This window comes from Thalassospira marina (genome assembly GCF_002844375.1).
GTDB classification, from domain to species: Bacteria; Pseudomonadota; Alphaproteobacteria; order Rhodospirillales; family Thalassospiraceae; genus Thalassospira; species Thalassospira marina.
In genome coordinates this window covers 540,001-566,287 of record NZ_CP024200.1, presented here as the reverse complement: position 1 = coordinate 566,287, position 26,287 = coordinate 540,001, and the positions used below count along the sequence as shown (strand labels likewise).

General features: G+C 53.5%; 23 protein-coding genes (1 of these 23 cut by a window edge). 15 read left to right on the top strand and 8 right to left on the bottom strand.

What is annotated here, in order from left to right; genetic code table 11:
• The first annotated feature begins 30 nt into the window (after window positions 1-30).
• Complete coding sequence (locus CSC3H3_RS22685) at window positions 31-729, top strand: metal-dependent hydrolase (protein WP_101271605.1); 699 nt, start codon at window positions 31-33, stop codon at window positions 727-729.
• Window positions 730-1,004: 275 nt separating this feature from the next.
• On the opposite strand, the gene CSC3H3_RS22680 is transcribed toward CSC3H3_RS22685, so the two are convergent.
• Window positions 1,005-1,649, bottom strand: coding sequence for a gamma-glutamylcyclotransferase (locus tag CSC3H3_RS22680; RefSeq protein ID WP_157831993.1), 645 nt, complete (start codon window positions 1,647-1,649; stop codon window positions 1,005-1,007).
• 375 nt (window positions 1,650-2,024) lie between these two features.
• Here CSC3H3_RS22680 and CSC3H3_RS22675 point away from each other — a divergent pair, with 375 nt between their 5' ends.
• The 3 genes from CSC3H3_RS22675 (at window position 2,025) to CSC3H3_RS22665 (ending at window position 4,869) form a co-directional block, all read left to right on the top strand.
• Window positions 2,025-2,702 (top strand): flavin reductase family protein, encoded by a 678-nt coding sequence (locus tag CSC3H3_RS22675; protein ID WP_101286645.1) that lies wholly within the window; start codon window positions 2,025-2,027, stop codon window positions 2,700-2,702.
• Between the two features lie 180 nt (window positions 2,703-2,882).
• Window positions 2,883-3,965 carry a bifunctional DNA-binding transcriptional regulator/O6-methylguanine-DNA methyltransferase Ada gene (gene ada, locus CSC3H3_RS22670; RefSeq protein ID WP_101286644.1) on the top strand — a complete coding sequence of 361 codons (1,083 nt, stop codon included), beginning with the start codon at window positions 2,883-2,885 and terminating at the stop codon, window positions 3,963-3,965.
• Between the two features lie 151 nt (window positions 3,966-4,116).
• Entirely contained in the window at window positions 4,117-4,869 is a 753-nt protein-coding gene (locus CSC3H3_RS22665; protein WP_245881403.1) for a 2OG-Fe(II) oxygenase, read from the top strand.
• Window positions 4,870-4,988: 119 nt separating this feature from the next.
• Here the strand turns inward: CSC3H3_RS22665 and CSC3H3_RS22660 are convergent, their stop codons facing one another.
• From CSC3H3_RS22660 to CSC3H3_RS22640, 5 genes are read right to left on the bottom strand one after another with little or no spacing between them, the layout of a single operon-like run.
• Entirely contained in the window at window positions 4,989-5,726 is a 738-nt protein-coding gene (locus CSC3H3_RS22660) for an amino acid ABC transporter ATP-binding protein (protein ID WP_101286643.1), read from the bottom strand.
• Entirely contained in the window at window positions 5,723-6,820 is a 1,098-nt protein-coding gene (locus tag CSC3H3_RS22655) for an amino acid ABC transporter permease (RefSeq protein ID WP_101286642.1), read from the bottom strand. Before CSC3H3_RS22655 ends, CSC3H3_RS22660 begins: the two co-directional genes overlap by 4 nt.
• A 4-nt stretch (window positions 6,821-6,824) precedes the next feature.
• Window positions 6,825-7,967: an amino acid ABC transporter permease gene (locus CSC3H3_RS22650; RefSeq protein ID WP_101286641.1), complete on the bottom strand. Its 1,143-nt coding sequence runs from the start codon at window positions 7,965-7,967 to the stop codon at window positions 6,825-6,827.
• Window positions 7,968-7,970: 3 nt separating this feature from the next.
• Window positions 7,971-8,996: an amino acid ABC transporter substrate-binding protein gene (locus CSC3H3_RS22645; protein WP_101271628.1), complete on the bottom strand. Its 1,026-nt coding sequence runs from the start codon at window positions 8,994-8,996 to the stop codon at window positions 7,971-7,973.
• A gap of 53 nt (window positions 8,997-9,049) precedes the next feature.
• Window positions 9,050-10,213 carry a trans-sulfuration enzyme family protein gene (locus CSC3H3_RS22640; RefSeq protein WP_101286640.1) on the bottom strand — a complete coding sequence of 388 codons (1,164 nt, stop codon included), beginning with the start codon at window positions 10,211-10,213 and terminating at the stop codon, window positions 9,050-9,052.
• A gap of 90 nt (window positions 10,214-10,303) precedes the next feature.
• On the opposite strand from CSC3H3_RS22640, the gene CSC3H3_RS22635 reads away from it, so the two are divergent.
• Window positions 10,304-11,179 (top strand): LysR substrate-binding domain-containing protein, encoded by an 876-nt coding sequence (locus CSC3H3_RS22635; RefSeq protein ID WP_101286639.1) that lies wholly within the window; start codon window positions 10,304-10,306, stop codon window positions 11,177-11,179.
• A gap of 22 nt (window positions 11,180-11,201) precedes the next feature.
• Here CSC3H3_RS22635 and CSC3H3_RS22630 read toward each other — a convergent pair whose 3' ends face one another.
• Window positions 11,202-12,053 carry a LysR family transcriptional regulator gene (locus CSC3H3_RS22630; protein ID WP_101286638.1) on the bottom strand — a complete coding sequence of 284 codons (852 nt, stop codon included), beginning with the start codon at window positions 12,051-12,053 and terminating at the stop codon, window positions 11,202-11,204.
• A gap of 104 nt (window positions 12,054-12,157) precedes the next feature.
• Here CSC3H3_RS22630 and CSC3H3_RS22625 point away from each other — a divergent pair, with 104 nt between their 5' ends.
• The 3 genes from CSC3H3_RS22625 to CSC3H3_RS22615 all read left to right on the top strand — a co-directional run bounded on the left by CSC3H3_RS22625 (window position 12,158) and on the right by CSC3H3_RS22615 (window position 17,426).
• Window positions 12,158-13,480 (top strand): aspartate aminotransferase family protein, encoded by a 1,323-nt coding sequence (locus CSC3H3_RS22625; protein ID WP_101286637.1) that lies wholly within the window; start codon window positions 12,158-12,160, stop codon window positions 13,478-13,480.
• A gap of 631 nt (window positions 13,481-14,111) precedes the next feature.
• Entirely contained in the window at window positions 14,112-16,295 is a 2,184-nt protein-coding gene (gene katG / locus CSC3H3_RS22620) for a catalase/peroxidase HPI (protein WP_101286636.1), read from the top strand.
• Between the two features lie 276 nt (window positions 16,296-16,571).
• Window positions 16,572-17,426: a DJ-1/PfpI family protein gene (locus CSC3H3_RS22615; protein WP_101286635.1), complete on the top strand. Its 855-nt coding sequence runs from the start codon at window positions 16,572-16,574 to the stop codon at window positions 17,424-17,426.
• A 93-nt stretch (window positions 17,427-17,519) separates the two neighbouring features.
• On the opposite strand, the gene CSC3H3_RS22610 is transcribed toward CSC3H3_RS22615, so the two are convergent.
• Window positions 17,520-18,578 carry a LacI family DNA-binding transcriptional regulator gene (locus CSC3H3_RS22610; protein ID WP_101286634.1) on the bottom strand — a complete coding sequence of 353 codons (1,059 nt, stop codon included), beginning with the start codon at window positions 18,576-18,578 and terminating at the stop codon, window positions 17,520-17,522.
• Window positions 18,579-18,833: 255 nt separating this feature from the next.
• Between CSC3H3_RS22610 and CSC3H3_RS22605 the strand changes: the two genes are divergently transcribed.
• From CSC3H3_RS22605 to CSC3H3_RS22575, 7 genes are all read left to right on the top strand, one after another.
• Window positions 18,834-19,823: an autoinducer 2 ABC transporter substrate-binding protein gene (locus CSC3H3_RS22605; protein ID WP_172963482.1), complete on the top strand. Its 990-nt coding sequence runs from the start codon at window positions 18,834-18,836 to the stop codon at window positions 19,821-19,823.
• A gap of 95 nt (window positions 19,824-19,918) precedes the next feature.
• Window positions 19,919-21,436, top strand: coding sequence for a sugar ABC transporter ATP-binding protein (locus CSC3H3_RS22600; protein ID WP_172963481.1), 1,518 nt, complete (start codon window positions 19,919-19,921; stop codon window positions 21,434-21,436).
• Window positions 21,429-22,430: an ABC transporter permease gene (locus tag CSC3H3_RS22595; RefSeq protein WP_101286631.1), complete on the top strand. Its 1,002-nt coding sequence runs from the start codon at window positions 21,429-21,431 to the stop codon at window positions 22,428-22,430. The genes CSC3H3_RS22600 and CSC3H3_RS22595 overlap by 8 nt, the downstream gene beginning before the upstream one ends.
• Window positions 22,427-23,431: an ABC transporter permease gene (locus tag CSC3H3_RS22590; protein ID WP_101286630.1), complete on the top strand. Its 1,005-nt coding sequence runs from the start codon at window positions 22,427-22,429 to the stop codon at window positions 23,429-23,431. The genes CSC3H3_RS22595 and CSC3H3_RS22590 overlap by 4 nt, the downstream gene beginning before the upstream one ends.
• Window positions 23,432-23,435: 4 nt before the next feature.
• The gene (locus tag CSC3H3_RS22585; protein WP_101286629.1) at window positions 23,436-24,284 is read left to right on the top strand and encodes a sugar phosphate isomerase/epimerase family protein; all 849 of its coding nucleotides are present in this window, start codon (window positions 23,436-23,438) and stop codon (window positions 24,282-24,284) included.
• A gap of 118 nt (window positions 24,285-24,402) precedes the next feature.
• Entirely contained in the window at window positions 24,403-25,875 is a 1,473-nt protein-coding gene (locus CSC3H3_RS22580) for an FGGY family carbohydrate kinase (RefSeq protein ID WP_101286628.1), read from the top strand.
• A 33-nt stretch (window positions 25,876-25,908) separates the two neighbouring features.
• Window positions 25,909-26,287, top strand: the 5' portion of a protein-coding gene (locus CSC3H3_RS22575; RefSeq protein WP_101286627.1) for a class II aldolase/adducin family protein. The gene runs 320 nt beyond the window's last position; only the first 379 of its 699 coding nucleotides appear in the window; it begins with the start codon at window positions 25,909-25,911; its stop codon lies beyond the right edge, outside the window.

Below are 26,287 nucleotides of genomic sequence, written 5' to 3'. Positions count from 1 at the left end.
CCCCACAGGCATAAGAACTGGAGAAAGCACATGAAACTGACATGGTACGGCCACTCCGCCTTCAAGCTTGAATTCGCTTCCACTTCCATCCTTTTTGACCCATTTTTGTCTGGAAACCCGCTTTTTACCGGGAATGTTGACGATGTCGCCAAGGGTGTAACCCACATTCTGTTGACCCATGGTCATGGCGATCATTTGGGGGACACTGCTGATATCGCCAAAAAGACTGGCGCGCAGGTCGTTTCCAACCCGGAAATTTGCGATTATCTGGGCACCAAAGGGGTTAGCAATGTAAACCCCGGCAATACCGGCGGCGGCATTGATTGCGATGATTTCCGCGTCGTCTTTACCCAGGCGCATCATTCATCGGGCATCATGGAAAACGGGACCAATATTTATCTTGGCAATCCCAACGGCCTGATCGTGAAGCCAAAGGATGGCCCCAGCGTCTATCATATGGGCGATACGGACATTTTCTCGGACATGGCATTGATCCAGGAATTCCACAGCCCTGATATCGGGCTGGTGCCGATTGGCGACCGTTTCACCATGAATGGTGAAATCGCAGCAACGGCCGTGCGTCGCTATTTTGAATTTGGCAAGGTCATCCCGTGCCATTACGGCACATTTGGCCTGCTTGATGCCACAGCAGACAAATTCACCCATGGCCTGCAGGGTTCTGGCGTAACCGTCCTGACACCGAAACCGGGTGACAGCATCGACCTTTAAAGTTGGTGTTATAGCCTTTTCAAGCCCCCTGTCCGATCCGGTGGGGGGCTTTTTTATGCCAAATGCGGTGCCGGATTTATGGTGAGTTACGTCATGTTTCCGCCCTTGCGGATGGCGGATAAGGCAATGATCGCCTTCAATTTCCCCTTTAACGGGCACCTGATTATATTCCGCCCCATTCATGATCAAAACCAAAAGGCAAAACCACGTGATTGATCGGGGTTCAACAGGTTTGGATGATGTCTGTTGAACGGGTGCTTATCCCCAAGCGGAAATCAAACCTGACCAGCGCATTGCAAAGCAGACGTTACAAGCACACCGATCTTTTCCTGGTGAGCATCATGAATTTGACGCTCTCGCAAAGCCGCTAATGTCCGAAACAGATAATCGGCCGCACTGCCCCAGCTTCCTGCTGCCGTTGCCAAGCGGCGGATAATGGCGGGTGTTGAAAGGTCACCGGCATAGTTGCGATGGGAAGGATCAATTACAAAGGTCATTGCATTGGCAACTGGATGACCATCCTGATCCGTTATTTCGACCCATTTGGGGATATATCCGCCCAGCAACATCTCGCGGCTCCACAGGATCGAAAGTTCCGACTGCACATCCTTTTGCGCAATCCGATAGGCAATACCCAGACAATCCCCGCCATGATCAAGGCCCAGCGCCAACCCCGGCAGGGCCGCCGTTCCGCGCCCTGCCGTCATCGACAGGCAAAATAACCGATGCCAGCCCGATAATCGGGCAACACATTGATCCATGGTTTTAATCGCCGGGTTCCAGATCAGCGAGCCATAGGCAAAAACACAGATATCACCTGCCGGACGATATTTCAGAAACGCATTTAATGATGCCGCGCGCTCTGCCTCTGATGATAGCCAGATTGCCGGGTCATCCTGCCGCGCAAGCAACATTCCCATGCCTTTTACCAGCATATTGCGGTCTAGCACCGGCAGGTTTGTTTCGTGTTGGCTGGCGTGACTACCGCGCGGCATGAACGCGCATGGCGCGGAACGGGCCAGACCACAATGGGATTGCGGGGGGGATGAATGCGGGCATCGGTTCCTCCTGGGTAACGTTTGAACGCCACCTTAGGGAGGCCGCTTGCACCCCTCACTCCGTTCCCTGCCCTGATATCGAAATTAGGAAATTGCGCATAAATACAGTCACTTCGGGCCTCGGGACCGCTACAGCGTCCAAATAGGAAGTCCGTTTGATTCAAAAACAAGAACCGGAGTGCATGGGCAATGCGGGGCCGCTATCTCAAAGCGCACACGCAATAAGGAGCATTTAAAATGCATGTTATTTCCAGCCCCTCCATTCTTTATTTCGGCACGCCGGTTGCCCTGATCAGCACGGAAAATGAAGACGGCACGTTTAACCTTGCCCCCATGTCATCGGTTTTCTGGATTGGCTGGCGCTGCCATTTGGGCCTGCAGGCGATTTCCAAAACCGTGGAAAATATGCGCCGTACCGGGCAAATGGTGATCAACCTTGCATCGCCCGCGCAAGTCGGCGCGGTGGACCGCATCGCACGGACAACCGGTTCCAACCCGGTACCGGACGATAAAATCAAGCGCGGTTATTACCATGTCAAAAACAAGTTCGAGACCGCAGGGCTAACCCCGGTGCCGTCAGAAACAGTCACACCGCCGCGCGCCGCAGAGTGCCCGGTTCAGATGGAAGCCGTTCTTGAACATGAACACGGTTATGATCAGGACGGTCCATTGGGGGGATATATTGCCATTCTGGAAGCCCGCATCACCCGCATTCATGTGGACGAAACCATTTTGATGGAAGGCAATCCCAACCGGATCGACCCGGATAAATGGAGCCCCCTGATCATGAATTTCCAGGAGTTTTACGGGCTGGGGCCAAAGCTTCATACCTCCCGCCTGGGCGAGATTGCAGAAGAGCTTTATCGCACACCCGACTTTGACCGGGCGCATCAAACACGTCTGTTGGCAGATTGATTTTATGTTTGCTGCGCGGGGCTAACCCATTGGTTTCGCGCAGCAAACGAACCGGAACGGCATAGCAGGAAAACTTCGTTCGATTTAAAAACAATAACCGGAGTGCCGCAGATGCAGTTCAGCAGGATAATCGGCGGAATATCAGTTATTCTTTCTGACACCATATAGAAAGTACGGACAATGAACGACGCACACGGCAAAATACATTTGATACCGGTTGCCGAAGACCCGCGATGGGCGCGCATTCTTGTGCGCGACAAATCAGCAGATGGTCAGTTTTGGTATTCCGTGACCACGACCGGGGTTTATTGCCGGCCGTCCTGTCCGTCACGCAAGGCCAATCCCAAAAATGTGCTGCTGCACGATACCCTGGCCCATGCCAGGGCAACCGGGTTTCGGCCCTGTAAACGCTGCAACCCCGATGGATCATCGCAAGATGGCGAAAATGTTGCCCTGGTGGCGCGCGCCTGCAGAATGATCGAGGAATGTGAAGAACAGCCATCGCTTGATGATCTGGCAAATGCAGTTGGGCTTAGCCCCAGCTATTTTCACCGGATTTTCAAAGCAATAACCGGCCTGACACCAAAGGATTACGCATCGGCCCATCGCGCCCAAAAGGTGCGCGACGGCCTGTCATCGGGTGCCAGCATTACCGAAACATTTTATGATGCCGGTTTTAATTCCAGCGGCCGGTTTTATGAAAAAGCGACCAGCATTTTAGGTATGACACCATCGCAATATCGTGCCGGTGGGGCCAATGAAGAAATTCGCTTTGCCATTGGCGAAACCAGCCTTGGTACGATTTTGGTGGCATCCAGCACAAAGGGGATCGCCACGATCCTGCTGGGTGATGACCCCGATGAATTGCTGCGTAACCTACAGGATCGCTTTCCAAAAGCACAGCTTATTGGGGCGGACGAAGATTACGAAGCCACCATTGCCAAGGTTGTTGGTTTTGTCGAACATCCGGGCATAGGGCTTGACCTGCCGCTTGATGTGCGCGGTACGGCATTTCAGCAACGTGTCTGGCTGGCATTGCAGGAAATTCCGGTTGGGACAACCGCCTCGTATGCCGAAATCGCCCGGCATATCGGATCGCCCAAATCGGTGCGTGCGGTGGCCGGTGCCTGCGCCGCAAACAATATTGCCGTTGCCATCCCCTGCCACCGGGTTGTGCGCACCGATGGTGCCCTGTCGGGATATGCGTGGGGGGTGGAACGCAAACGTGCCCTGCTGGCGCGCGAAGCCATCCACGCGGCTTGAATTATTGGCGATTAACCCGGCGATCCGAACCTCAAAACCAGGAAGATCGTGACATCGCCATAACCTTATTACCTAGCATCTCCGCCGCCATTTGGCGGTGTGGCAAACATGTTGCCTGCAAAAATGCAGACAAAACGGAAAGACCATCCCCGTGACAGATTATGAAACCGACAAATCCGCATTGGCAGACGATGCGCCAGACGTCAGAACCCGCATCGATGCCTATGACTGGGCCGCAATAAACGAGGAAATGAATAATTTTGGCTGCACCACCCTGCCAAAATTATTGTCTGACAGCGAATGTAATGCGCTGGCAGCGCTTTATCCCGATGAAAAGCATTTTCGCAGCCATGTAATCATGGCCCGGCATGGATTTGGCAAAGGAGAATATCGATATTTCAATTACCCCCTGCCAAACCTGATCGGGGAATTACGCACAGCCCTTTATCCCCGCTTTAGCGGCCTTGCCAATGCATGGAACAAAAGCATGGGCATTGAACAATCCTATCCTGACCGCCATGCGGATTATCTGGCGCAATGCCATCAGGCCGGCCAGAAACGCCCCACCCCGCTATTATTGCAATATGTGGCGGGTGATTTTAACTGCCTGCATCAGGACCTTTATGGCGATCTGGTTTTTCCCATACAGGTCGCCATCCTGCTATCCGAACCGGGACACGATTTTACCGGCGGCGAATTTTGCCTGACCGAACAGCGCCCGCGCATGCAAAGCCGGGTTGACGTTATTCCCCTGCAAAAAGGCGATGCCGTCGTCTTTGCCGTGCGCAACCGGCCTGTGCGTGGCACAAAAGGCACCTACCGGGTTAATTTGCGCCATGGTGTCAGCCGGGTGCGCAGCGGAATGCGCCACACCGTTGGCATTATTTTCCATGATGCAAGTTAACAAAAAACACGACGGTAGATTGATCAAACCTGTGATATGGCTGTCCGATTTGGAATTCAAATACGTATCTGTTTGATCTTCCGAACCGCTGGTTTCGGTCCGTCTGCTTCTTTAAACAATCAAGCCTTTACCAGGCGTGATAAAAACCGCTGGCTTCTTTCATCCTGCGGGTTGTCAAAAAAGGCATCAGGTGTTGCGGTTTCCACAATTTCGCCTGCCTCCATATAAACAACGCGGTCGGCCACCCGGCGGGCAAAACCCATTTCGTGGGTGACCACCACCATCGTCATTCCGCCTTCGGCAAGGGCCACCATGGTATCAAGCACCTCGCCAATCATTTCAGGGTCAAGGGCGGATGTCGGCTCGTCGAACAGCATGATTTTCGGTTCCATGCACAGGGCACGGGCAATGGCCGCACGCTGTTGCTGCCCACCTGATAACTGACCGGGAAACTTGGCCGCCTGGCTTAAAATCTGAACGCGGTCAAGGTAATCACGGGCACGGTCTTCGGCCTCCTTGCGGCTGGTTTTGCGCGACAGGATTTGAGGCAGCGCACAGTTTTCCAACACGGTTAAATGCGGAAACAGGTTAAAATGCTGAAACACCATGCCTGCTTCGCGGCGGATTTCATCGAGATCGCGCAAATTATCGCCAAGTTCGATCCCGCGGATCGTAACCCGGCCGGAATCATGGGATTCCAGTTTGTTAAGACAGCGAATCAGCGTGGATTTACCTGACCCTGACGGCCCGCAAATCACCACGCGTTCACGTTCGGACACGCAAAAATCAACATCGCGCAGCGCATGATAGGCACCGTAATATTTGTTCAGGCCCTGAACATCAATGGCATGGGTCATGAATGGTTCCTTGCATTTATGCCGGCTTCAAGATGGCGGGAATAGGCCGCAATGCCGTAACAGATGACAAAATAGATCCCGGCGACAAACAGGTAGGCCTCGGTCGAGGGGCCGGGCCAGGCCGGGTCGGTGGCGGCACTGCGTGCGGCACTTAACATGTCAAAAACACCCACGATCAAAACCAGCGCGGTATTCTTGACCATCACAATTGCGGTATTGGTCAGCGGTGGAATAACCTTCTGGATCGCCTGTGGCAAAACGATATGCCAGACCATTTTCCAGTAAGGAATGCCCAGCGCCTGCGAGGCCTCTATCTGGCCTGATGGCAGGCCCTGCAGCCCCCCGCGAATGACTTCGGCAAGGTAGGCGGCGGCAAAAACCGTCAGCGCGGCCAATGTGCGACCCAGCTTGTCAATCGTCCAATCCGGCGGCAGGAAAAGCGGCAGCAAAATTGCAGCCACAAATAACAGGCCCACCAGCGGCAAACCCCGCACGATTTCGATAATGAAAATCGAAACATTGCGAATAACCGGCAAAGACCCGCGCCGCCCCAGGGCAAGGACAATGGCAAACGGAAACGCCAGCCCCAGTGACAATACCGCCAGCAAAAGTGTTACCGGCAGGCCACCCCATTTTGACGTTGGCACATAGGCAAGGCCCAAAATGCCCCCATTCATCAAAACCAGCATGGCACCAATACCCAGCGCCCACAGCACCAATAGCCGCCCGCCCCACATTCTGGGTGATAAAGTTGCCAGAACCAGCACCAAAATCAGACCAATCACGATCATGGCGCGCCATTGTTCTTCGGGGGGATACAGGCCAAACAGAATGAATTGCAGTTTGGCCGAAATAAATGCCCAGCAGGCACCACCTTCGCGGCATTCCGCTGGTGATGCCACCTGCCAGTGCGCATCTAAAACCGCCCACTGAAAGGCCGGTATCAGGGCAATAACAATACCGATTGATACCAACGTCAGCAAAATTGACAGCCAGTCGCCAAACATTAACTGCAACAGCCGCGCGAAGGGAGAAAGACGTTGTTGCTGCAAATGATGGGGCCGTATTTTTGAAGTTGCGTGTGTTTTTGCCATGGAATTAGCGCTCCACCAATGCAATGCGGGCGTTAAACCAGTTCATGAAAAGCGATACCGTCAGGGAAACCGTCAGGAATACACCCAGCATCACCATGATGCTTTCAAGCGCCTGCCCCGTCTGATTGATGACGGTATTTACCACCAGCCCCAGTTCGGGATAGCCAACAGCAACCGCCAGCGTGGTGTTTTTCACGGTAGAAAGATATTGCGAGGTCATAGGGGGCACGATGATGCGCAATGCCTGGGGCAGAATGATGCGAAACATGATCTGCCTGTCCCACAGGCCAAGGGCACGGCCCCCCTCCCACTGGCCTTTGCCAACCGCCTCGATCCCGCCACGGATGATTTCGCCGGTAAAGGCCGTGGTATAAAGGGCAAGCCCCACAACAATTGCCGCAAATTCAGGCGAAAGATACATCCCTCCGCGAAAATTAAGACCATGCAAAACCGGGCTTTCAAGATGCAGCGGCACATCGGCCAGCCAGCCAATTATCACCGTGCCCACCAGCCAAATCCCGACAAAGGATGGAATGCGCCGCACCAGGGATACATCACGAAAACGGCGGTTCCCCAGCCAGATGGTAACAAGCAGCAGTACAATTGATGCCGCAATTACCCATCCGCCCCCGGCCCCCATCACCAGACCAGGGGCATAAACCCCGCGCAGGGATAAAAACACACCTGGCAATGGTTCAAACGCATCGCGCGGGGCGGGAAAAACCGACGTTGCCAAACCATAGAAAAACAGCAACTGCACAATCAGCGGAATGTTGCGAAAAAGCGTGACATACCCAACCGCCAACCGCGATAAAAGCGGGTGTTTTGCCAGTTGCGCCAGGGCCAGGAACAACCCGCCCGCCGTTGCCAGAACCAGCGTGATGACGGATAGCCAGAGCGTGTTGGCCACCCCAACCACAAAAGCCCACAAAAAGCTATCTGACGGGGTGTAATGCACCACACTTTCCGAAATCGGGAAGCGCGCCGGATGGGCCAGAAAATCAAACCCCGTGCGAATACCGCGTTCGGCCAGATTGGTGATTGTGTTGCCCGCGATCCAGTACAGAAGCCCCAGCAGAGCGCCCAAAAGGGCGATCTGCATGATCCAGCTTCGGAACCGGTCCGAATACCAAAGGGACTGTAACATGGCTTATTGAAACGCCAGAGGAAGCATCATACCGCCATCCTTGAACAGGGCATTATAGCCACGTTCAAGTTTCAACGGGCTGTCCTTGCCCACATTGCGATCAAAAATCTCGCCGTAATTGCCCAGCGCCTTGATAATCTGATAGGCAAAATCATCCTTCAGGCCAAGGGATGTGCCATTGCCGGGGTCAACACCCAGAAAACGCACAATACGCGGGTCCTTGCTTTGCAGCATGTCATCGACATTGGCCTGGGTAATGCCAAAATTTTCTGCCGCGATCAGGGCCTGAATGGACCAGCGGACAATATCCATCCATTGATCATCGCCCTGCCGTACCGCCGGTGTCAGGGCATCGACATAGGGGGTGGCAGGAAAGATGATATAATCATCAGGGTTTTTGGCCATGCTGGCCCGTGTTGATGCCAGTGCCCCGGCATCTGTGATCAGCGCATCGCACCGGCCCGAGAAAAATGCCTGCCGGGCAGCAGATGTATTATCAAAAACAACCGGTTGCAGGTCGAGTTTGTGTTTGGTTGACACATCATTGACGACAACTTCGGTTGTTGACCCAGTTTGCACACAAACCGATGCCCCGGCCATGTCCTCAACCCGCGTGATGCCAAGGGATTTGGGCATCATGAAGCCGGTAAATTCATAATAATTCGGCTGGGTAAAGTTGATGCCATTGGCATCGCGCTGCAATGTCCAGGTCAGGGTGCGGGGCAGAATATCAATTTCCCCGGTTTGAAGGGCGGGAATGCGCTGCTGCCCGGAAAGCGGCACAAAATCAACCGCATCCTTATCGCCCAGCACGGCAACGGCAACCGCCCGGCAGGTTTCAATGTCCAGCCCGCGCCAGTATCCGTTATCATCAGGTGCGCCAAAACCTGGCGTCCCCTGGCTGGCCCCGCAAATCAGCCGGCCACGTTCCTTTACGGTTTCAAGGGTGGTTGCCGCCTGGGCCGACATGGCAAACAGCATGCCCGCCACAGGCAGGCAAAGTGCCGCCAGTTTCAGTTTATATCCCATCTGTACCTCCTGATATTTTCATTAATGCCCGCTTTTTGCGGGGCGTTTTGCCTTCAGCCCGCGGCAAGAAGGCCAAAAAACGCATGCAGATCCGCCCGCAAATCTTCCGGGTCTTCCAGCCCGATGCTTAAACGCAAAATAATGCGTTCGTTTCGCGGATGCGGCGTGGTGCGATGACCGGTAACAGTCATCGGTGCAATCAGGCTTCGCGTTCCTCCCCAGGACGCACCGATTGCAAAAATCCTTAACCCGTTCAAAGCATCATCCAGCCGGCCTTCCCAGTCTTTGGGCAGCACAACTGAAAACAGGCCGCTGGCCCCGGTAAAATCACGCTGCCAAAGGGCGTGGCCCGGGCTTTCGGGTAATATCGGTGAAAGGACTTCGACCGGGTATTTCGCGTCTATTTCGCGGGCAAGGTCACTTGCCACCCGGCCGGAATGTTCAACACGTACGGCCATGGTTTCAAGGCCGCGCAAAACCAGCGAAATGGCATCGGGGGCGGTATGAAAACCCAGCATACGCATCACATCACGCAGGCCTTTGCGCAAATCCAGCCGGGCCACCGTGACCGACCCCATCAGAATATCGGAATGCCCACCGGGATATTTGGTCAGCGCCTGCATTGAAAAATCAACACCATGTGCCAGTGGCTTGAACAAAAGTGGCGTTGCCCAGGTATTATCGATGCCCGTTAAAATGCCTCTGGCGCGTGCACAGGCAACAATGGCGGGCACATCCTCGATCTCCATGGTGGTGGACCCGGGGCTTTCCATCCAGATCAGGCGGGTTTCCGGCGTGATATATTCATCAATGCCACTGCCAATTCCCGGCGGATAGGTTGACCAGGTCATACCCAGCGGGGCGAGAAAATTCTGGCAAAAACCATTCACCGGCGGATAAGCCGTTTCCGCGATCAAGACATGATCCCCGGGTTTGAGAACACTCAGGAACACCACGGCAATTGCTGCCTGCCCCGATGGCACCACAACAGTTTTAAGCCCGCCTTCCAGTGCGGTTAGCTGTGCTTCAAGAACACGCTGGGTTGGCGTGCCATGCATGCCATAGGAATAACTGTCCAGCTCGCGCTGACCGCGCGTGGCATAGGCTTGGGCATTGTCAAAAACAATGGTCGAGGCGCGCTGCGTTGCCACGCAAAGAGACGAAAATTCCTCTTCTGCGACGGCGGGGTGATGAACGCTCAGGGTAAAATCACGCATAAAACTCTCCGGTTGGGTTTCAAAGAGAGTTGCACGATCACCCTAGTAAATATACTGATGGTTCATCATTACTCTATGTGGAAATGTTATATGAAATACCGGCAGGTCGAAGCGTTTCACGCCCTGATGATTTCTGGATCAACGGTGCGGGCCGCCGAAATTATGGGCATTACCCAGCCCGCCGTATCCCGCCTGATTGCCGATCTGGAACATTCGGTGCGCTTTACCCTGTTTGACCGTATCCGCGGTCGGCTGGTTGCCACGCCCGAGGCCCGCCTGTTTTTTCGCGAGGTTGATGAAAGCTTTCGCGGGCTGGACCGCCTGCGTGCAGCCGCAGCTGGCATTCGCGATTATGGCGAGGGAACATTGCGCATTGGCTGTTTTGCCGCGGGCAGCGTTAGTCTGGTTCCCGCCGCGATCCGCGCCTTTCGGGCCAAACACCCCGATATCCGCCTGACATTCCACGTCAAATCATCGGCCGATATTCGTAATGGTATTGTGGACGGGCAATATGATATCGGCCTTGCCGCCGATGAAATTGATAATTCCGGCATCGATAGCCAGGTATTTTGCAGCTATGCCGGTGTTATCGCCATGCCAAAGGACCATCCCCTTGCAGGTCACAAGGTAATTACCCCAACGGACCTTGCCGATATTGCCCTGCTGGGGCTGGTCGCCGAAGACCGCGCCCGCCAGCGCCTTGATGCGTTATTGGGGGCCGAGGGTATAAACCCCAACTATGCGCTGGAAACGCCAAATTCCGCCACCATCTGCGCACTTGCCGAAGATGGCAATGCCGTGGGCCTCGTCAATCCAATGGTGACAGGGCATTATGCCGGGCGCAATGTGGTGTTTCGCCCGTTTGAACCCAATGTCATTTTCCGCTCGCTGCTGCTTTATCCGGCCAATGTTCAAAAATCACGCTTGATCCGCGAATTTAGCGGTATTTTGCTTGCTCAGCGTTAATCAGTCACCTTTAAAGTGATCATTAAATATCTGATAAATATGATTTTATGAATTCACCGAATGTTTCAACAATGGGCGGCGGCTTCAAGGCGGCATAGGCCAGGGTAATGCCGATATCGGGCAAGGCAGGCAGGTTTTCCTGCAAAACAAAAAGGTCCGGTGGCACGGCAGCACGGGTAACAACGCTTATCGCCTCGCCCGACCGGGTTACGGCCAACAGGCCCGCCAGACTGTTACTGGCAAAGGCAATACGATAGGCCCGCCCGACACGGTCCATCGCGCCAATGGCGGCTTCATGGTCCAGCGTACCGGGGGCTGATAGTGCAAGGGGCAAAACCTCGCGCCCGATAATGGCCGGTTCCGGGCTGTTGCCCACCCAGACGAATGATTCAGGGCGAATGATTTGCGCCCGGTCGGCATCTTCGGGCACGGATAACAGGGCAAGGTCAATTTGACGGCGTTGCAAAAGGCGCCGCAATTCCACCGTGCCAGCGCACACCACTTCAATTTCGATCCCGCCATGCAGGCTGGCAAACCGGCGCAGCAAACCAGGGAAAAACGCCGTCATGTAATCTTCCGGGCAACCGATGCTGATCGCCCCATGCAGGGCCGTTCCCGAAATGGCGGCAACGGCCTCGTCATGCGCCCCCAAAATGCGTTCGGCATAGGATAACATGCGAATACCCGCTGCCGTCAGCTCCACCCCTGCCCCGGTGCGGCGCAAAACCGGCTGGCCAACCGCATCCTCCAGCCGTTGCATTTGCATGCTTACGGCGGATTGTGTCCGCCCAATTTGCTGGGCGGCTTCACTGATCGATCCGGCACGGGAAACCGCGACAAAGCTGCGCAGCAGGAAAATTTCAAGATCAAGCATCTCACATCAATTTTATTGATATCCATTTTCTATATTATGAATTTGGCTGAAACCAATTGCCAAGGCAAGATGCATCATCAGCCAACTAACAGAAAGCCGTTCTGATGAGCACCGCGAAAACCGATAATCCCAATCTTGATCCCGCTTTGTGGTCGGCTGTTTCCGATCATGTCATGCGTTATGGCCCGCAATTTGAAAAACGCATCATCAGCCGTGCTTCGGGCAGCTATGTTTATGATCTGGCCAATGATCCGATCCTGGATTTCACCTCAGGGCAAATGAGCGCGGTTCTCGGCCACTCCCACCCTGAAATCGTTAAAACCGTTCAGGATAATATCAGTCAGCTTGACCATCTTTTCAGCGGCATGCTCTCGCGCCCCGTGATCGAGCTGTCGCGCCGTCTTGGCTCTGTCACGCCGGGCCTTGAAAAGGTATTGCTGCTTTCAACCGGGGGCGAGTCCAACGAGGCAGCCATCCGTCTGGCAAAGATCGTCACCGGCAAACACGAAATCGTTGCCTTTTCCAAAAGCTGGCACGGCATGACCGGTGCGGCTGCCGCTGCAACCTATAGTGCTGCGCGCAAGGGCTATGGCCCGGTTTCCGTCGGGTCTTTTGCCATTCCCGCCCCGCATGCCTATCGCCCGCGCTTTACCCATGCCGATGGCTCGCTGGACTGGCAAACCGAACTTGATGATGCCTTTAATTTGGTCGACAGCCAATCTACCGGCAATCTGGCGGCTTTCATTGCCGAACCCATCCTGTCATCGGGTGGCATCATTGATTTGCCGGTGGGTTATCTGGCCGCGCTCAAGAAGAAATGCGAAGAACGCGGTATGCTTCTAATCCTGGACGAGGCCCAGACGGGCATGGGCCGCACCGGCCACATGTTTGCCTTTGAACGGGATGGTGTCACACCCGATATTCTGACATTGTCAAAAACCCTTGGCGCGGGCCTGCCGCTTTCGGCTGTGCTGACCAGCACCGAAATCGAACAAAAAGCCCATGATCGTGGCTTTATTTTCCTGACCACCCATGTATCCGACCCTCTGCCTGCCGCTGTTGGCCTGACGGTGATGGATGTTATCGCGCGTGAAAACCTGATCGAACGGGCCAAAACTGCCGGCCAGCGGTTGCGAAACGGGCTTGAAGCCCTCAAGCAGCGATTTGACTGCATTGGCGATGTGCGCGGACGCGGACTATTGCTTGGGCTTGAAATCGTTACAGACCGGCAAAGCCGCATCCCTGACCTTGCCATGGGCGACCGGATTGGCGAAGAAGCACTCGCACGCGGGCTGAGCATGAATATCGTCAAGGTTCCGGCGATGGGGGCCGTCTTCCGCATCGCCCCGCCCCTGACCATTTCGGATGATGATATCGACCGTGGCCTTGAAATCATGGCTGAGGCCATTGCCGCAGCTCAACGCTGATTTCAGGTTTCATCGCTTATCATCCAGGCCCGCCTTCCCCCGGCGGGCCTTTTTCATGCCTGCCTGTCGCAAAAATTTGTTTTTGCCTACCACATTCCTGCCAGACTTTTCCCTAACATGGTGAAACGTCACGATCTTTGACGATAAAATCAGCCCGCATCCAGTCATCAAACTTGCGCAAAATTTCCGCAGGAACGCGCGAAAAAACCACCAAAACCTGCCGAAAACGTCTGCCCGTTCTGTTTCTGGTTGTGCATTGCAATGAACCAAATCTGATCCCGGCCTTAACAATTAATCGATAAAAACTATCGAAAAATAAAAAAATACCTATTTCACCTATAACAACGATCCACGTTAGATTTTTCCTTATCAGAAATCACCACTGCAAACTGACCCGCAGGACGCCATAAACGTAAAATATTAGTTGAACATTAACTTGGACATGAACGCCTGGCGCACATATCCTGATTTGTAAGACACGCGTTTAAAACATCCCTGATCGCCAAGGGTGATCGCCAAAACCAAATCCGGGACTACGCCCCGATCTGTATCCCGAACGCCATCTGGTTTTGTCCTTCAGTCTGATTGGGTCAATAAGCTGCAAACATCTCAGCCACTAAGGGAGAGAGAAATGGACGGAAAACCAACAGCAGGAAAATGCCCGGTAATGCATGGCGGCCAGACCGCCCTGGGCACCACGGTCATGGACTGGTGGCCCAATGCGCTGAATTTCGACATTCTTCATCAGCATGACGCCAAGACCAGCCCGTTCGGTCAGGATTTTGACTATCACGAAGAACTTAAAAAACTTGACGTCGAGGCCCTGAAAAACGACCTCCGTAAGTTGATGACTGAAAGCCAGGATTGGTGGCCAGCCGACTGGGGCAGCTATGTTGGCATGTTTGCCCGTGTCGCCTGGCACGCAGCAGGGTCCTATCGCCTGGCCGATGGCCGTGGTGGTGGTGGTACCGGCAACCAGCGTTTCGCACCGCTCAATTCCTGGCCTGATAACGTCAATACCGACAAAGGCCGCCGTCTGCTCTGGCCGATCAAAAAGAAATACGGCAACAAAATTTCCTGGGCTGACCTGATCATTCTTTCGGGCACCATTGCCTATGAAGTTGCCGGTCTGAAAACCTTTGGTTTTGCCTTTGGCCGCAAGGATATCTGGCATCCGGAAAAGGATATTTACTGGGGTGCTGAAAAAGAATGGCTGGCACCAAGTGATGGCCGTTATGGCGATGTTGCCAAACCCGAAACCATGGAAAACCCGCTTGCCGCCGTGCAGATGGGCCTGATCTATGTGAACCCGGAAGGTGTTAACGGCCAGCCGGACCCGATGAAAACCGCCGCCCAGGTGCGTGAGACCTTTGCCCGTATGGCAATGGATGACGAAGAAACCGCAGCCCTGACCGCCGGCGGCCACACCATTGGCAAAAGTCACGGCAATGGCGATGCCGCCAATCTCAGCGCGGAACCCGAAGCAGCCGACGTCACCGCACAGGGCATGGGCTGGATGAACACCAAGGGTCGTGGCATTGGCCGTGATACCGTTGTTTCCGGCATTGAAGGTGCCTGGACCAAAAACCCGACCCAGTGGGATATGGGCTGGTTTGACCTGCTGTTTGGCTATGAATGGGAACTCACCAAAAGCCCGGCTGGCGCATGGCAGTGGAAGCCGATCGATATCAAGGAAGAAGACATGCCCGTCGACGTTGAAGACCCGTCGATCCGCTGCATGCCGATGATGACCGATGCCGACATGGCAATGAAGGTAGACCCGGCCTATAACGCCATCTGCCAGAAATTCATCAAGGACCCGGAATATTTCTCGGAAACCTTTGCCCGTGCATGGTTCAAACTGACCCACCGTGACATGGGACCGAAGGCCCGTTATTTCGGCCCGGATGTGCCAAGTGAAGACCTGATCTGGCAGGACCCGGTACCCAGCGTGGATTACACCCTGTCGGACAGCGAAATTGCCGATCTCAAGGCAAAATTGCTGAATTCCGGGCTAACCAGTGCCGAACTGATCAACACCGCCTGGGATAGTGCACGCACCTATCGTGGGTCGGACATGCGCGGTGGTGCCAATGGTGCCCGTATCCGCCTGGCGCCGCAAAAGGACTGGGAAGGCAACGAACCGGAACGTCTGGCAAAGGTTCTGAAGACCCTTGAAAATATCCAGGCTGGCCTTGCCAAGAAAGTTTCTCTCGCCGATCTGATCGTGCTTGGCGGTACTGCCGCGGTTGAAAAGGCCGCACAGGCGGCTGGCGTTAATGTCACCGTTCCGTTTGCACCGGGCCGTGGCGATGCCAGCGATGACATGACCGATGCCGACAGCTTCGACGCCCTCGAACCGCTGGCAGATGGCTTCCGTAACTGGATGAAAAAGGACTATGTCGTTTCAGCCGAAGAAATGCTGCTCGACCGTGCCCAGCTTCTCGGCCTGACCGCACCTGAAATGACGGTTCTGGTTGGCGGTATGCGTGCCCTTGACATCAACCATGGTGGCAGCAAGCATGGCGTCTTCACTGACCGTCCAGGTACGTTGACGAACGACTTCTTTGTTAATCTGACGGATATGGCCAATAGCTGGAAACCGGCGGGTCAAAACCTCTATAACATCGTCGATCGGAAGACCGGCAACACCAAATGGACAGCGACCCGCGTCGATCTGGTTTTCGGTTCCAACTCGATCCTGCGCTCCTATGCCGAAGTTTATGCCCAGGACGATAACCTTGAAAAATTCGTCAAGGATTTCGTCGCCGCCTGGACCAAGGTCATGAATGCAGACCGGTTTGATCTTGCCTGATTGACCCCAAAACGGCCTCAACGCCACGCCCCTTGCAGCCATGCGCTGCAAGGGGTTTTCTTTTATAATCCAACAGTCAGCCAGCCATTGGCAACGTACCCGCCATCAATGCCAGTGCTCCCCCAAACCATAGTAAATATCTTCCAAAACAGATGCTTTTTTAGAATTGATTGATAAATCACATTGTCCCGCAACCGGTGCCAGTGCGAAGTGGCAATCAAACCTTGCCAATTGGCGTGGATATCGACCCGCCCTTATCGCTGCCCGGAGGATAAAATGGAAAACCCGGTAAACCGCCGCACCTTTATGACACTTGCCGCCGCCACGGGGGTTGCCGCCACCCTGCCCGCAACCTTCCCGATCACGGCTGGCGCCCAGACGCCAACACCATCACCGGTCGCCACGCCAGACCTGCATCCCGGCCCCATGCGGCAATTACCGGCCGACGCCCCAACGGTTGCCATTCTGGTGCATCCCCACATGGTAGCACTTGATCTGATCGGCCCGATGACGGTTTTAAATATCCTGCGCTGTAAAATTCATCTGGTCTGGAAAGACTTGACCCCGGTTCCAACTGAACTGGGTATCAGTATTCCGCCTACAACGACCTTCGCCGATTGTCCCCGCGATCTTGATGTTTTGTTGGTACCCGGCGGCACCATGGGGACAATCAAATATATGAATGATCCCGAGGTCCTGGAATTCCTCACCGATCGGGGCAACCACGCAAAATGGCTTTCGGCCTTTTGCACCGGGTCCATCACACTGGCCGCAACCGGCCTTTTGAACGGGTATAAGGCAACCGGTTACTGGTCGCTAACAAGGTTTTTACCGCTTATGGGCGCAACGCATATTGATGACCGCGTTGTGGTAGATCGCAACCGTATTACCGCGGCTGGCGCCACAGCAGGCATTGATTGCGCCCTTGTCATCGCGACCAAACTCAAAGGCGAAGAAGCCGCCCGCCGGGTGGCGCTCACCCTCGAATACAGCCCCAAACCGCCCTTTAAAAACGGTACCCCCGCCGAAGCCGGCCCGGAACGCACCCAAACCGCCCTAGATCGCCGCAAGGGCATGGACCACCAGGTCGAAGAACAGGTGCTCATCGCCCAAAAACGTTTGGGGCTTTGAAATTAGGAACCGTCAGCCACAAGGTATTGAAATAGGCTCGAAGTTGGCACACTGACCTTGGCTGGCACAGTACAGCATATTCGGGGCATGTCTTTAAGGCATGTCCCGAATGGAATCCAATGGTCCGGTCAGTGCGTTGCGCGGGGCAACAAATTGCGGCGGAATCAAATAAGTATGCGGTGTCATTTGGCCGCTATCAATCAGTTGAAACGCACGATCAATCATCTGCTCGACATCCTGTCGAATCATGGTCACGCGAAACGGTAAAAAAGATCCAAACGGGTCATAGTCAAAACAGCCAACGACAAGATCAGCGAAGGTTTCCGCCGGATACTGCGCCATAAAGCGCAACAGTCCTTCGTAGTTGATCGTAGAGTTTACAAAAAGCCCGCGCGGCAATTTGCCATGCTGGTGATAAAATTCTTCAAACGCTTTTTGGGCATTTGTCGGCGAATAGCCTGTCGGGATGATGCACTCGTCCACATGCGCGCCAAAACAATCGGTCTTCACATCCTTAAAGCCACGCTCGCGTTCCCGACTATTGTGGTCATCCCGCCCACCAAACATATAAAGTTCTGATGCCTGTAAAGGATTACTTTCGGAAAAACCGTCAATAATTGAACGGGTCAAATCCACTGCACCTGCGTAGTTATCCGTAATCACGGACGGGCCACTACGCCCCGGCAAATCGATATTTATGTGTTTAAGCCCAGCTGACTCACAAAGACCATGTATCCCATCCGGGTCTGTTGCCCCTGCAATCAATAATGTATCAACGGAATAGGAAATGAGCGTCTCTACGGTTCGTAGTTCCTCATACGGATCGCGGCAGGTGCTGACCACGATTGGACATTGGCCCCGGTTGCGCACATACGAATCAAATGTCTGCGCCATGGATGAAAAATAGCGATTATCGTGCACCGGCAATAACAGCGCGACCAAGCCAGATTTCGAACTGCGCAGTCCCCGCGCCTGCATGTTAGCCGTATAATTCTGCTCGCGCGCCAGTTCAAGAATGCGCTCTGCCGTGCTTTCCTTGATTCGCCGGCGGCGCCACGTACCATTTAAAACAGCGCTGACCGTCGATGCGGAACTGCCAGAAATGACCGATAGATCATAAATCGTCGCCTTTTTTTTGCTCGGTGTTCTCATTTTTTCCTCCGGCGAACGGTATACGACCACATTCGCCTTGACGGAAGAAAAAAACTGTCGAATAGTATTTGCACCATCGATTGTGCAAATTTGCAATAACGATTGTGCAGACACAAAACTCAAAAAATGCAGTCGATAGGTGTGAAAAATCGGCCTCGAACCGGTTTATTCGCAAAAAAACACGTTAAACGCCAATCCAAAGCTGATTCTGCGATTGGAGTGGCGATTTAGCACATGTGTCTGGGAGGAAAATTGATGAAAAAGTTTCTTTGCGCTGCTTTTGCGGCGACCCTTACTGTTGCCGCCTCGGCATCTTCATTCGCGGCCGATACCGGCAAAGTCGGTATCGTGGTTAAAATCGGCGGCATCCCCTGGTTTAATGCCATGAATGCCGGTATCGATGAACAGTCTGCCAAGCTTGGCGTTGATGCCAAAATGATCGGCCCAACCAGTGCGGACCCTGCCCTCCAGGTCCGCGCCATCGAAGATCTGATTGCGCAGGGCGTCAAGGTCATCGGTGTTGTACCAAACGATGCCAGCGTACTTGAACCTGTCCTGAAAAAAGCACAAGACAATAATATCATTGTCTTAACCCATGAATCCCCGAATCAAAAGGGTGCAACGTGGGATTTTGAACTTGCCTCTACCCAGGGCTTTGGCGAAGCCCATGCCAAACTTCTTGCTGAAAAAATGGGGGGTAAAGGCGAATATGCAGTTTTTGTCGGGTCACTTACCGTCCCGCTGCATAACGCATGGGCTGATGCTGCCATCAAATACATCCAGGAAAACTATCCGGATATGAAACTGGTTGGCGACCGTTATGGCGTTGCCGAAGACGTTGATAAAAGCCGAAGCACTGCACTTGACTTGATGTCGGCACATCCCGAACTGCGCGGCTTTATCGGATTTGGCAGCCAGGGCCCCATCGGCGCTGGACGCGCAATCCAGGAACGTCGCATGGCCGGAAAGGTCTTTGTTGTCGGGCCAAGCTCGCCGGGTCAAAGCCGTCGCCTTATCAAGGACGGCGTGTTGACCGGTGGCTTTATGTGGAATCCGAAACAGGCTGGTGAAGTTTTCGTCACGCTTGCCGACAAGCTGATGAAGGGCGAAGAAATCAAAGACGGCGAGACCATCGAGGGCCTCGGCGTCGTGCATCCGGATTACCAAAACCACAATATCATTGTTGATCAGCTTGTCGAAATCAACAAGGACACCGTGGATAAACTCGCCGCCATGGGCCTGTAAACCTCAAAGGGTTCTCCCTGATGCCGCCAGTTTCACCTTGTTAATACCAAAAGGCTGGCGGCATTTCCCAACCCCTCAAATTTATGGACCAATCCATGTCGGCACATGCCAGCTTGAATGTGTCTGGCACGGCACCGGTATTGTCATTGCGAAATATCAGCAAAACATTCGGTGGCGTAAAGGCACTCGACAACGTCAATTTTGAAGTCCTACCAGGTGAAGTGCACTGCCTCGCCGGTGAAAATGGATCAGGTAAAAGCACCCTGATCAAAGTCATCACCGGTGTTCACCGGCCCGAGACAGGGGCAGAAATCACCTATAATGGGCACACATATACGCATATGTCGCCTGTAACGGCGCAGGCCGAGGGCATACAGGTTATTTGGCAGGATTTAGCACTGTTTCCGGAAATGACCGTTGCCGAAAACATCGCCTTCCAAACGGTATTGGGTCGACGACCGCGTCTTGTCAGCTATCAAAAAATGCGCGACATCGCGATCAAGGCCCTCTCGCGCCTTGGCATTACAATGGATATAGACAAGCCACTTCGCGATTTTCCGATTGCCCAACGCCAGATCGTTGCAATCGCCCGCGCTCTGCACGGGGACGCAAAACTTGTATTCATGGACGAACCAACAGCGTCACTAACCCAATCCGAGACGGACTATCTTCTTGATATTGTCCGCATGCTATCTGCTTCAGGCGTTGCCGTTGTGTTTGTCAGCCATCGTTTGGCCGAAGTATTGGAAATATCAGACCGCCTTACTGTTCTGCGCGACGGCAAACTGGAAGGTGTGTATCCGACAACGGATATGACTCAATCGCGCATCACAGAACTGATGACAGGCAAGACATTTGACAACACGGTACGTGCTGTCCAGAAGCCAAATGCAGAAACCGTGATCGAGCTTCAAGGATTAAGCCGAAACGGAGAATTCAATGACGTTACCTTTACTGTCAAAAAAGGTGAAACCGTTGGCATAACCGGATTATTAGGTGCCGGGCGGACTGAACTGGCGCAAACCCTGTTTGGAATGCGCAAACCTGCAAGTGGCGATATCATTCTTGACGGGCAAAAAGTAAATTTCGCCAATAATCGCCAGGCCATTGATGCTGGTATCGCCTACCTCTCGGAAGACCGCTTGTCGCTTGGACTACTACAACCACAGTGCATTGCCGATAACCTCGTTATCGCGTCTCTTGACAGTATCCGGAATGGTTTGTTTCTGTCGGAACGGAGAAAACGCGATGTCGTTGCAAAATGGTGCCGCGATCTTGGGGTAAAAATCGGCCTTCCGGAAGATGCGATCTCAACACTTTCAGGCGGTAACCAGCAAAAAGTCGCGATTGCCAAATGGCTCGCCACCAAGCCAAAGCTTCTGATTCTTGATGCCCCAACTGTCGGCGTTGATGTGGGCGCACGCAAAGGTATTTTTGACATTGTCGCCAGACTAGCGCAAAGCGGTCTTGCGATCATCCTGATTTCAGACGAAGTACCCGAAGTTTATTTCAATGCGGATCGTGTGCTTCACATGGTCAATGGCCGGGTTGAGGGTTGCTTTTATCCAAACGAGTGCTCCCTTCAGGAAATCGAGGCGGCCGTCTATGCGTAAGCTTGTCAATTCACATGCGACAGAAGTTGCCCTGCTCGGCGTCATGCTCGTGATCGGCATGGTCCTCTCGCTGGCGACAGACCGTTTTTTCACACTGGGCAATCTGTTCGATTTGTTAAACACCAGTGCGGTCAACATCATCTTTGCAGTCGGGCTGTTGGTCGTGCTCATCTCCGGTGGTATCGACATCTCATTTGCTGTCGCCGCATCCGCCGTCCAGTACATTACAGCTCTCGCCCTGGGTTGGATTGGCGGCGGGAATTGGGCGATTGGCCTGATCATTGCCGGAAGCATCGGCATCCTGTTTGGAATGTTCAACGCATTCTTCATCCACTATTTCCGGATCATCTCCATCGTTGTCACCATTGCCACATTTAATATCTATTTTGGCATGCTCATGTTTCTGACGAGTGGGGTTTCAATCTATGATTTACCCGACTGGCTGGTAACGCCGGTTATCCTGTTTGAACATCAATCAACCGATGGCACTTGGTCCGAAATCACTTTACCGACCTTAATCATGCTCGGTTGTGTCATTGCGACCTGGTTTCTGATCAGCAGAACAACGACGGGCCGTCAAATTATTGCCTTTGGTGATAACCCGGAAGGCGCACGACGCTTTGGCATCAATATCGCTGCCATGCAATTTATTGCTTTTGGCTGGCTGGGTCTGATGTCTGGTATCGCTGGTCTCGTTCAGGCTCATTATGTGCAGGAAGTTGTCCCGAACGCCCTCTATGGCCGGGAACTTGATGTGCTTGCTGCTGTTGTTCTTGGAGGTGCCCGGCTTGGTGGCGGACGCGGCACAGTACTGGGTTGCGTTCTCGGCGTCCTGCTAATCTCAACTACCCAGAACAGCCTTAATTTGATGGGTGTTTCATCCTACGCCTTCAAAATGATCATTGGTGCAATCATTCTTGCCGCGATCACCCTTTCCAATTCCGGCATCGAACGCCTTCTTCCTACATTATCAAAAAAGGGAGAAGCGAAATGAGCCCCCAAATCAAACGCCTGCAATCATATATCGGACCGGAAATGGCAGGTCCACTCGCGGCCCTGATTGCTGTTATCATCATTTTCGGGTTTGCCAGTCCAAGATTCCTAAGCAGCGCAACATTCGGCTCCGTTGCCTTTCAGCTCCCTGAATTAGGGCTACTCAGCCTGGCAATGATGCTTCCCATCCTCACGGGTGGGCTTAATCTTGCTGTTACCTTTACAGCCAATATTGCCGGCCTCACCCTTGCCTGGACGTTGCTTTATTTCGGGGGTGCTGATGCGGGTCCTGGCGCATTTATAGCGGGCTGTTTCCTTGCCCTGGCAGTTGGCGCATTAAGCGGCCTTATCATCGGCATTGTCGTTGCCTACACAAAGGCACACCCAATTCTTGTATCTCTCTCAATGATGATATTTGTGCGGGGATTGGGCGAGTTTCTAACACGTGGCGGTGACATTTCCGGTTTCCCTGCCTTCATCCAGCCTCTAGGCCATGGCAGTGTCGCCGGAATACCCATTCCCCTCCTCGTGCTCTGCGCAGGCGTTGCCGTATGGCATATCGTTTTGCAAAAAACAAAACTTGGTTTCAACACCTATATGATCGGCTCAAATATCGAAGCCGTCCGATATTCCGGCATCAACACCCGCAAAGTTGTTATCCTTGTTTACACGCTTTCGGGCGCGATGTGTGCCGTTGCAGGTATCATCATGCTTTCACGTTTCAACTCTGTCCGTGTCGGACATGGTGAAAGCTATCTGCTGATCACGGTCCTGGCCTGTTTCCTGGGGGGCGTAAACCCTTTTGGCGGCTTCGGAAAAGTCATTCCGGTCTTCGTCGCTCTGATCGTACTTCAACTTCTCTCTTCCGGCCTGAACCTGATTGGCGCCAATCAACATTTGGCGACCGCTGTATGGGGCATTCTTCTGCTGTCCGTCATGGTTCTGCGCTGGGTCGCAACGCATCTCACATTTATCAATCATAAGAAAAGTCAGGGAAGATAAAATCATGCAAGGATTTGGCGTTCATACAAGTATGTGGACCATGAACTGGGACCGCGCAGGTGCTGAAAAAGCCATCAAGGCGGCAGCCCTTTATAAAATGGATTTTGTTGAAATCGCCTTGCTTAATGCGCCGGCAGTTGATGCCCCGCATAGCCGCAAACTGCTTCAGGAAAACAATCTGCGTGCTGTTTGCTCGTTGGGCTTACCCGAGCAGGCATGGGCATCCGTCCGCCCCGATGCCGCCATTGATTACTTAAACATTGCCATCAAAAAAACGGCCGAAATTGGTGCAGAAGCGCTATCTGGCGTTATTTATGGTGGCATTGGTGAACGTACCGGCGTACCGCCAACGCAACAGGAATACGACAATATCGCCCGTGTTCTCGACGCAGCTGCAAAACTTGCCAAACAATACAATATCGAACTGGGTATCGAAGCCGTTAACCGTTATGAAAACCACCTGATCAACACTGCCCGTCAGGCTGTTGATATGATTGAACGTGTGGGCGCAGGCAATATTTTTGTTCACCTTGATACCTATCACATGAATATCGAGGAAAAAGGTGCCGCCACAGGCATTATCGAAGCCGGCAAGCACCTTAAATACATTCATCTTTCCGAAAGCGACCGGGGCACGCCTGGTTATGGCAACTGCCCCTGGAACGAAGTCTATGCCGCACTCGCGGCGATTAATTTCAAAGGCGGTCTCGCCATGGAAAGCTTTATCAATATGCCTCCTGAGGTCGCTTACGGGCTGGCGGTCTGGCGCCCGGTTGCAAAAGACGAAGCCGAAGTAATGGGTAACGGTCTGCCGTTTCTTCGGCACAAGGCCGAACAATACGGCCTGATCTAAACGTCAATTAACAGCTCCAAAACGTCATCAACACCGGCACAGCTTTGCGTCGGTGAACAGAGGTTCCTTGCCTTTTTTCACCGACGCACCCGCTCAGCTCCGCCGGGGGATTTTTAAAATGCCAAACACTGACATCGCAAAGCACAACGGTCTTGCCACTGTTGCTGTCATTGATATCGGCAAAACGAATATCAAGCTCAGTGCTGTAACTGCCCAGGGCAAAGTCCTTGAAACTTATAGCATCACAAACACAACCCTCCCGGCGCCACCCTGGCGGCATCACGACCTGGCAGGGATAGGCGCATGGATATGCGAAACACTGGCTATTTTATGCCGCCAACATCAAGCTATCGAACGAATTGTTACATCCGGTCATGGCTCCAGCGGCATCCTCGTCGGCGACCTGGATAACCCGGCAGACCCGGAACTGTCGACCGGCGCTGTCTTGCCCATGATTGACTATGAACAAACTGTACCAGTCGAGATAAACGACCATTATGCCGCGCTGGCCGGCGATTATTTCGACCGCGGCAGCGCGATCATGATGGGGGCAACCCACCAGGCACGCCAACTTTACTGGATGGAAAAAACACACCCAAAACAATTCCAGAATGCGAAATGGTTTCTGGGCATGCCTCAATATTGGGGGTGGCGCCTTGGCGGGGCTGCTGTTTCCGAAGTTACCTATCTCGGTGCGCAGTCACAACTCTGGAATACTGTTCGCAAGTCATGGTCCCCTATTGTAGCGCATCAAAAATGGGAACATCTCATGGCGCCCTTTGCCCCGGCCTGGCAGGTTATCGGGCGGATCCAGCCTGAGCTAGCAAAGCGTTTCAACTTTCCAAAACCCCTTGAAATACTCGCCGGCATCCATGATAGCAGTGCAAATTTTTACCGATATCAGGCGGCAGGCTGGGGCGACGCAACGGTCATATCCACTGGAACCTGGATTGTCGGGTTAAGTCGCAATACGCCGCCCGAAGACCTCAAAGAACATCATGGCATGACATTGAATGCCGATGTATTTGGTCGGCCAATCGGCGGGGTTCTGACAATGGGCGGTAAGGAATATGCCCATCTGATGGCTCTCGAACAAGCGCCTCACATGCCGGCATCCCCCCGCCAACTGTCCGCAATTATTAAAGGCGGCATTATGGCGCTTCCCTCCTTCGGCAAAGAAGAAGGCCTGTTCCCGGGTAGTGCTGGCAACGGACGCATCACCAATCTGGTAAATTCTTTATCAAAAGAACCGGGATTTTATAGCTCTCTCGCAGTTCTTTATGCGGCCCTTCTAACTGTTGAGTGCCTTGATGCGCTGAAATGTCATGACCGTGTTGTTCTCGATGGCAGTTTTCTCAATGACCCGCTTTATGCATCGCTGGTCGCGGCCATGCGCCCTGATGCCGGGACATTCTATAACCTTGATACATACGGTGTTGCATCCGGTGCAGCCCTTCTTGCAACACACGAACAAACTTCCAGCCAGCCCCAAGTTTCATTGCAACAGCCAGAGCAGTTCGCGTGTCCCGAACTCATCGCCTATGCCCGCAAATGGCGACAGCAGGCACACACAAAACCTGACAATACCTAAACATCCCTTTGCAAAAGAATGAAGGATATAACCATGACCAGTTCATCCCCAGATATGTCACTATTACGGACCGAGATGCTTGATATCTGCCGCAGAATGAATTCCACTGGGATCAATCAGGGGACAGCAGGTAACATTTCGGTGCGCACCGATCAGGGCTTTTTGATTACACCATCGTCCCTCCCCTACGACACGATGACACCGGACGATCTCGTGGAAATGGATTTTAACGGCACCTATATCGGCCGCCGCCCGTCGTCTGAATGGCGGTTCCATCGCGATATCTTAAAAGAACGCACCGACATCAATGTCGTTCTGCATTGCCACTCGATCTATGCAACAACACTTGCCTGCCACCATAAAACAATCCCGTCATTCCACTATATGACAGGCGTTGCCGGCGGCACCGACA

Coding starts and splice junctions, on each gene's coding strand:
- ada (WP_101286644.1), top strand. CDS start 2,883: ATGAACGACGCACACGGCAAAATACATTTGATACCGGTTGCCGAAGAC.
- CSC3H3_RS22640 (WP_101286640.1), bottom strand. CDS start 10,213: ATGCGTGATTTTACCCTGAGCGTTCATCACCCCGCCGTCGCAGAAGAG.
- CSC3H3_RS22610 (WP_101286634.1), bottom strand. CDS start 18,578: ATGAGAACACCGAGCAAAAAAAAGGCGACGATTTATGATCTATCGGTC.
- CSC3H3_RS22590 (WP_101286630.1), top strand. CDS start 22,427: ATGAGCCCCCAAATCAAACGCCTGCAATCATATATCGGACCGGAAATG.
- CSC3H3_RS22605 (WP_172963482.1), top strand. CDS start 18,834: ATGAAAAAGTTTCTTTGCGCTGCTTTTGCGGCGACCCTTACTGTTGCC.
- CSC3H3_RS22635 (WP_101286639.1), top strand. CDS start 10,304: ATGAAATACCGGCAGGTCGAAGCGTTTCACGCCCTGATGATTTCTGGA.
- CSC3H3_RS22655 (WP_101286642.1), bottom strand. CDS start 6,820: ATGGCAAAAACACACGCAACTTCAAAAATACGGCCCCATCATTTGCAG.
- katG (WP_101286636.1), top strand. CDS start 14,112: ATGGACGGAAAACCAACAGCAGGAAAATGCCCGGTAATGCATGGCGGC.
- CSC3H3_RS22680 (WP_157831993.1), bottom strand. CDS start 1,649: ATGGGAATGTTGCTTGCGCGGCAGGATGACCCGGCAATCTGGCTATCA.
- CSC3H3_RS22675 (WP_101286645.1), top strand. CDS start 2,025: ATGCATGTTATTTCCAGCCCCTCCATTCTTTATTTCGGCACGCCGGTT.
- CSC3H3_RS22595 (WP_101286631.1), top strand. CDS start 21,429: ATGCGTAAGCTTGTCAATTCACATGCGACAGAAGTTGCCCTGCTCGGC.
- CSC3H3_RS22630 (WP_101286638.1), bottom strand. CDS start 12,053: ATGCTTGATCTTGAAATTTTCCTGCTGCGCAGCTTTGTCGCGGTTTCC.
- CSC3H3_RS22660 (WP_101286643.1), bottom strand. CDS start 5,726: ATGACCCATGCCATTGATGTTCAGGGCCTGAACAAATATTACGGTGCC.
- CSC3H3_RS22650 (WP_101286641.1), bottom strand. CDS start 7,967: ATGTTACAGTCCCTTTGGTATTCGGACCGGTTCCGAAGCTGGATCATG.
- CSC3H3_RS22585 (WP_101286629.1), top strand. CDS start 23,436: ATGCAAGGATTTGGCGTTCATACAAGTATGTGGACCATGAACTGGGAC.
- CSC3H3_RS22580 (WP_101286628.1), top strand. CDS start 24,403: ATGCCAAACACTGACATCGCAAAGCACAACGGTCTTGCCACTGTTGCT.
- CSC3H3_RS22615 (WP_101286635.1), top strand. CDS start 16,572: ATGGAAAACCCGGTAAACCGCCGCACCTTTATGACACTTGCCGCCGCC.
- CSC3H3_RS22645 (WP_101271628.1), bottom strand. CDS start 8,996: ATGGGATATAAACTGAAACTGGCGGCACTTTGCCTGCCTGTGGCGGGC.
- CSC3H3_RS22600 (WP_172963481.1), top strand. CDS start 19,919: ATGTCGGCACATGCCAGCTTGAATGTGTCTGGCACGGCACCGGTATTG.
- CSC3H3_RS22625 (WP_101286637.1), top strand. CDS start 12,158: ATGAGCACCGCGAAAACCGATAATCCCAATCTTGATCCCGCTTTGTGG.
- CSC3H3_RS22685 (WP_101271605.1), top strand. CDS start 31: ATGAAACTGACATGGTACGGCCACTCCGCCTTCAAGCTTGAATTCGCT.